This window comes from Rhizobium mesoamericanum STM3625, from assembly GCF_000312665.1.
Lineage (GTDB): Bacteria > Pseudomonadota > Alphaproteobacteria > Rhizobiales > Rhizobiaceae > Rhizobium > Rhizobium mesoamericanum.
This window is the reverse complement of sequence record NZ_HF536774.1, coordinates 99,814-105,020: the sequence shown is the minus strand read 5'-3', so window position 1 is coordinate 105,020 and position 5,207 is coordinate 99,814. Positions and strand designations below refer to the sequence as shown.

General features: G+C 52.5%; 3 protein-coding genes and 2 pseudogenes. 1 reads left to right on the top strand and 4 read right to left on the bottom strand.

All coding sequences use genetic code 11. The annotated features are described in order from the left end of the window. The 3 genes and pseudogenes from BN77_RS28060 to BN77_RS28055 form a co-directional block, all read right to left on the bottom strand. A pseudogene (locus BN77_RS28060) lies at positions 1-627 on the bottom strand (IS5 family transposase); the annotation flags it as partial. A gap of 716 nt (positions 628-1,343) precedes the next feature. Then, positions 1,344-1,511, bottom strand: a pseudogene (locus BN77_RS35245) (IS701 family transposase); the annotation flags it as partial. 339 nt (positions 1,512-1,850) lie between these two features. Next, a complete protein-coding gene (locus tag BN77_RS28055) occupies positions 1,851-2,495 on the bottom strand; it encodes a hypothetical protein (protein WP_007538654.1) in 645 nt (214 codons plus the stop codon). A gap of 689 nt (positions 2,496-3,184) precedes the next feature. Here BN77_RS28055 and BN77_RS28050 point away from each other — a divergent pair. After that, the gene (locus tag BN77_RS28050; protein ID WP_007538652.1) at positions 3,185-3,490 is read left to right on the top strand and encodes a hypothetical protein; all 306 of its coding nucleotides are present in this window, start codon (positions 3,185-3,187) and stop codon (positions 3,488-3,490) included. A 682-nt stretch (positions 3,491-4,172) separates the two neighbouring features. On the opposite strand, the gene BN77_RS35240 is transcribed toward BN77_RS28050, so the two are convergent. Next, positions 4,173-5,207: DDE-type integrase/transposase/recombinase (locus BN77_RS35240; RefSeq protein WP_040678969.1), on the bottom strand; the 1,035-nt coding region annotated here is incomplete at its 5' end.

The window sequence follows — 5,207 nt, the reverse complement described above, 5'->3', positions numbered from 1 at the left end:
TTTCCATCGTCCACTGACCGATCTTTTTCAGCCGCCCCTTGAGCTTGTCGCCCGCATAGCCGCCATCGGCAAAGACATGTCTGAGCCAAGGCCACCGGTGACGAATGGATTTCAAGAGATCGGCGGCACCGTCTCGATCCTGGATATCCGCCCCATGCACTATCAGCCCGACCAGAGCCCCAGCGTATCGACGACGATGTGCCGCTTGCGACCCTTGACTCTCTTGCCGGCGTCATAGCCGGAAATCCCGCCGCTTTCGGTGGTTTTAACACTTTGGCTGTCGATCACACCGGCGCTCGGCGATGCCTTTTTGCCTTCCAGTTCGCGCGCCTCCATCACCAGATGATGATTGATCCGCCGCCACAGGCCTGTCGCCCGCCATTCATAGACCTGCACCGTCGTAAATGGTGGGAAATCCTTCGGCAGCATCCGCCATTGGCAGCCCGTCGAAGCAAGATAAAGCAGCGCATTCACCACCTCGCGCAAATCCGTCCGGCGCGGCCGGCCCAGTCGTTTCGGTCCAGGTAGAAAAGACGCGATCAAACCCCATTCCCGATCCGTCAGGTCGCTTGCATAGCGGCTCGCGCGTCGTACATATTGCCGCCGGGTGAAATCAGTCCAGCCCATAATGGTCTCCGTTCGTCCTAAGCAAACAAACGGAATCACAACTGACTGATTTCACTCAACTCTTTTTCGGTCAGGCTCTAAACTTTAGGCACGTCCTGAGCGCTGAAACGATTGTGACGTGACGCTGACGGTGAACCAACAGCCGGCCTTACCGCACGAACAAATGTGGCTGGACCCCATCCGCCAAAGGCCGGGTCCACCGAAGGTGGGACAGGACTGGTGGGGCCTGGCCAGATTTGTTCGTGCGAAACGGCGACGCCGCCCGCTACCGACAATCTTCATGCAGCTAACTTGCGGCCGTTTCTCTATCGTTAAATCCACGGTTCTCACGCTGACTATATTGACGTTCATATAGACAAAGCATGCAGTTCGCCTCACTCTCAGCAAGGCGGCCCTCCTCGGAGGCGTACCCCAACCATGGCATCAGCGCGATCTCCAACCATCCCGTTCAACTCCTGTCGATAAAGGAGCTTATCTCATGGTCTCAATCAGCAAAAAAAAGGTGGGCTGTTCGTAGCGCTCACAACGACTCCATAAATGCACACATGCACAAACGAAGAAAGATTACGCCATAATATATCCTGCCATAAAGGTGGGCTAGGTCAGTGCGAGAGGTTTACGGGATTGGGATCGATCCGCTTTCATGGTGTCCACCTCTTTTCTGGTGCACACCTCATGCCTCACATCATTCAACGCTAAAAGGTGTCGCAAAATGCGCGCTTACCAGCAAAGCGTGCGGTCAGGCGACCTTTCGTGCCGTGCCGCCAACTGATCTTCTTCCAGACGGCTCCTTCCAGGATCGTTTCGGCTGCTGTCGATAGGGTGTCGGGGATCGAATGCTTGCGGGGCCCTCCATGGCCAGCGACAGGAAAGATCAGTGCAACGACGCCGCCATCTTCAACCTCATAGCCCTAATACAGCGCACGTCCCATAGGCGGTATATCACACCGGATTTTCCAAATTTATGAGTTTCAAAGAGCAGAAAATAAATGAGTAATACAAAGGCGGTATTTATTCATTACTATTGGCGCGCATATTTCGCGCTTACAAGACGAAAACACAACTACTTGAAAAGGAAAGAGCATGGAATATCAATTCCAACAGTCTTATTTCGGCTTGCACAACCAACAAACACAATGAGGCACTGACAAACGAACAGCATCAAACTAAATGCAAGACAACATGCCCCGAACACTCACACGCAACAGGCAAGGTCGACTAGTCTATAAGTCTGCGCGAGCCATAGCCACCACATCGAATTTCCCAAAATAACGGCGACTCCAAAAGTTACCCCCTTCAGAACGGAACAAGTCAGTTTTTGGAATAACGATGCATCTCTTCAGGTAATTTGCATTGCCGATTGGGCATCCCAATGACTGATATTTGGAGAGCACCTCCCAGCGGGAAAAATCATCCTCGTACGGCAAAACCTCGTATGCTAGCATCCTTTGGTTTCCCTGTTCATCTGTAAAGCGATATCGGGGATCGAGATGGCTGAGGTTGTTATGCGTAGACATCGTGATGCACGAATCATTGTCAGCAACGACGCTCAGGAATTTTGGATAATAACCTTCTCTGCGGTAAATCTGCTCGGTGATGCCCTCCGTGGGGTCGTTCATGCACGGGAATTGGCGAAATTCCGCCATAAGTTGGCTGACACGGTCAGAGTCAAAACGCAACTTCCATCCCTCAAACCGATCCAGAGTATCGGCATACGTATGCTGCGCCGGGAAAAGCTCTTGATCGAGAAAAGTGTCATAGCGCCGCACCACAGCTCGGATGGAGGTCGCCAAGCTGGCCTTATCATCGTCGTAGACACAATGGGTATAGTCGAATTCTGGGCGATCGAATACAGGGTGGCTGGACATGATGAGAGGCTAGCGATGCTATCTGATATAAGGAAGCACCTTTGTGTTTTGGAAAACCGAAAGCAGTTTCCCACCCACCTATATATAGCAGCACGGCTGATCGGATCGAGGCTTTGCTTATGTCAGCACGGCCCCATCGGGATCAATGCTCCCTGGCAATATTTAATGAAGGGGCATCCGCCCATTCACCCCAACTAAACGTCTTATGACGTTTCAACATCCTGGAAGGCCAGTTCAAAGAAGATATCAAGCAAGCTAAGCCATGTGCTATTGCCCTAGCCAATCCGGGCAGCCCTTCGTTGCCCCTTCGAATTCCCGGAAGAGCCAGAGTGGGTCGCTCTCGGACACAATCACAGAAGGTGACAGGGACCTATTACATCCTAAAGATGGTTCTCGGGTTGAGTGCTGCTTGTCATTGGACCCTGTTACCGTCTACAATTTTGGTCCAATTAGGAAGTGCGCTCCTCCCGTGGCGCGAAGAGCCAAGTAAGGCCACGTGCAAATGGGGTAACGCTCGTGGAGTTATATAAAGGCCTCACTTGTTCTTGCGTTCATCAAAGCCAAACAAGTCTCCTCTGTCTGCATCCTTACTCTTGCCTAATACCATAAACGTTCTTACCGATTCTCTCCCCTCTCTCTCGATGGAGTGGAAGAACGCTGGCGACCCATTCACCTTAGAAGATGGTCTGATGGACCACATCAATTCCCGCAGGCAACTGTACGCAAAGCACATGGGTGTCAATGTCGTTGAGCTCTTGTACCTCTACATGGGGGAGGAGGCTGCTCATAGATGTGTTGAGGACCTAAGCTTTGCTAACCTCAGTCGTTCTGGCTGGTCCCCGCAGATCCGCGATCCGACTTACGGTCCGATAGGGCCGTATGACTGGTTCGTAGCTGTCCCGTCGGAATGGTACCAAGCTGCCGCTGCCGCGGGAAGCCTCCTGGTTGTTAATCACTTTGCGGTCGTGGCATGGGGGCGTGTGACACGGGTGTGATCAAAGCTGCCACTGTCGGCCTGGCTCGTGTCTGTAGCTTTTATGTTTGTTTCGATCTGTTGATTTCGTGTTTATTTCGACTTCTACTCGTTGTTCTTTGTTGTGGTTGATTATGGTTTTCTTTTTACCTTTGCTTTGTGCTTCCATAGTATGGAGGGATTGTAATTTTCCGTTATTGAAAAAGATTCAGGCACGTTTCCAGTTTGTTCTTTGTCATTTACATTGATCTATTTTAGAGAACGACGATACACTGTCATGCGCGCCGATAGGCAACAAATTGAACGCATCTTCGTTTAGCATAACATGATAATACATAACATGTAACCTCATGGGGAAATGATGGGACCTCTACCAGAGGTGGATTTTGCTCACAATGAACATGTAATCAGCCTCCACCCGGGTTATGCCCGCGATTCACAACATTTTGCGCGAAGCGCAAGTTGCCGCCTCCCAAAAAAACAGGGCAACGTTTACATCAGGATATATCCTGCCGCCGCCGCCGTTGCCGCTAACGATATGTTGGATTTGCTGTAAGCGGTGTTTTGACCCCACCTTCCGGATCAGCGCGTGATTGTTGATGTTGTTGCCGAACGAGGCTTCGACATATGACGATTACAGGGTTTACGCATGGCACCAGTGCAGACGTGTCAAGCGAAGTGAAGATTTGACCCCGCATATTGCCTCACCGGTAGATGTTACCGAACGTAGCAGGCTTCGGGATGCCCGCATCGCCTGCCGCCGCGGCGGCAGGTGATGCGGGCAAGCTCTTGATCCAGCCACCATCCAGGATGACCAAACCAGCCATTTCCATGCGCCAGGCCTTTGCCAGCCGTTGCACCATTCTGATATTCTTTGCTTTGAAGCGAGCCGGATCGATCTCAGTCAAGCGTTGCAGCACACCGGCTGCCGAGAGAGCTGGCTCGTCCTTCAGCCATTCCTTGATCTGCGCCGCAAAAGGCTCATACATGCTGGGTCTTTTGGGCCAGGGTTTGGTCCATCGATAGGGTCGCCGATGCGTTGGTCTTGTCTCGCCATTCTTCCAGGCCACCTTTAAACTTGCGGCGAAGCGCTGGAGATCGACAACAACGGGCTCCCCAAGCTTCTGATTCACACCACGACGATCAACTCGTCTTCCAAGCTCTTCTTGTGCAGCACGCAGGCTAGCAAACAACAGAACCGGGTCGCTATTTTCTAGCATTGCCTGTAGCTGCTTCTTGTCAGCTTCGGCCACGCTGGAATTCGCAAGGACACGAGCGGCGGGTGGAACTGGCGGATGATAGCGCTTGATCACGCGCGCCCCGATCCGCGTCTTCTCCTGCAGCTTAAATGACGGTTGGAACAGATTGCCGTAAAGGCTGACAACCGCATAAAGTTGACGAAGGGCAATCGTCGCTTCCGTACCGACGAACCGACCGTACCCCACCAGACGACGCACGATTGCGCCGTTCTTTTGCTCAACATGCGCTTGATCGTTCTTCCGATAGGCGCGAGAGCGTGTCACTTCCAAATTCTCGCTCCGGCACCAGGAGACGACGAATTCGTTCATGAAGGCGCTGTCGTTGTCGAAGTCGACACCCAGTAGCGGAAAGGGAAACTGCGAACGGGCCTGTTTGATTGCCACGATCACATTGCCGCTGTCACGCGTTCGGACCGGAACGCATTCGGTCCAGCCCGTCGATATATCGGTCAGCACCATTGTGTGCACGAAGCTCCCCGC

Bases quoted from the DNA above. Each gene is read 5' to 3' on its own strand.
- BN77_RS28055 (WP_007538654.1), bottom strand. From the start codon at position 2,495: ATGTCCAGCCACCCTGTATTCGATCGCCCAGAATTCGACTATACCCAT.
- BN77_RS28050 (WP_007538652.1), top strand. From the start codon at position 3,185: ATGGACCACATCAATTCCCGCAGGCAACTGTACGCAAAGCACATGGGT.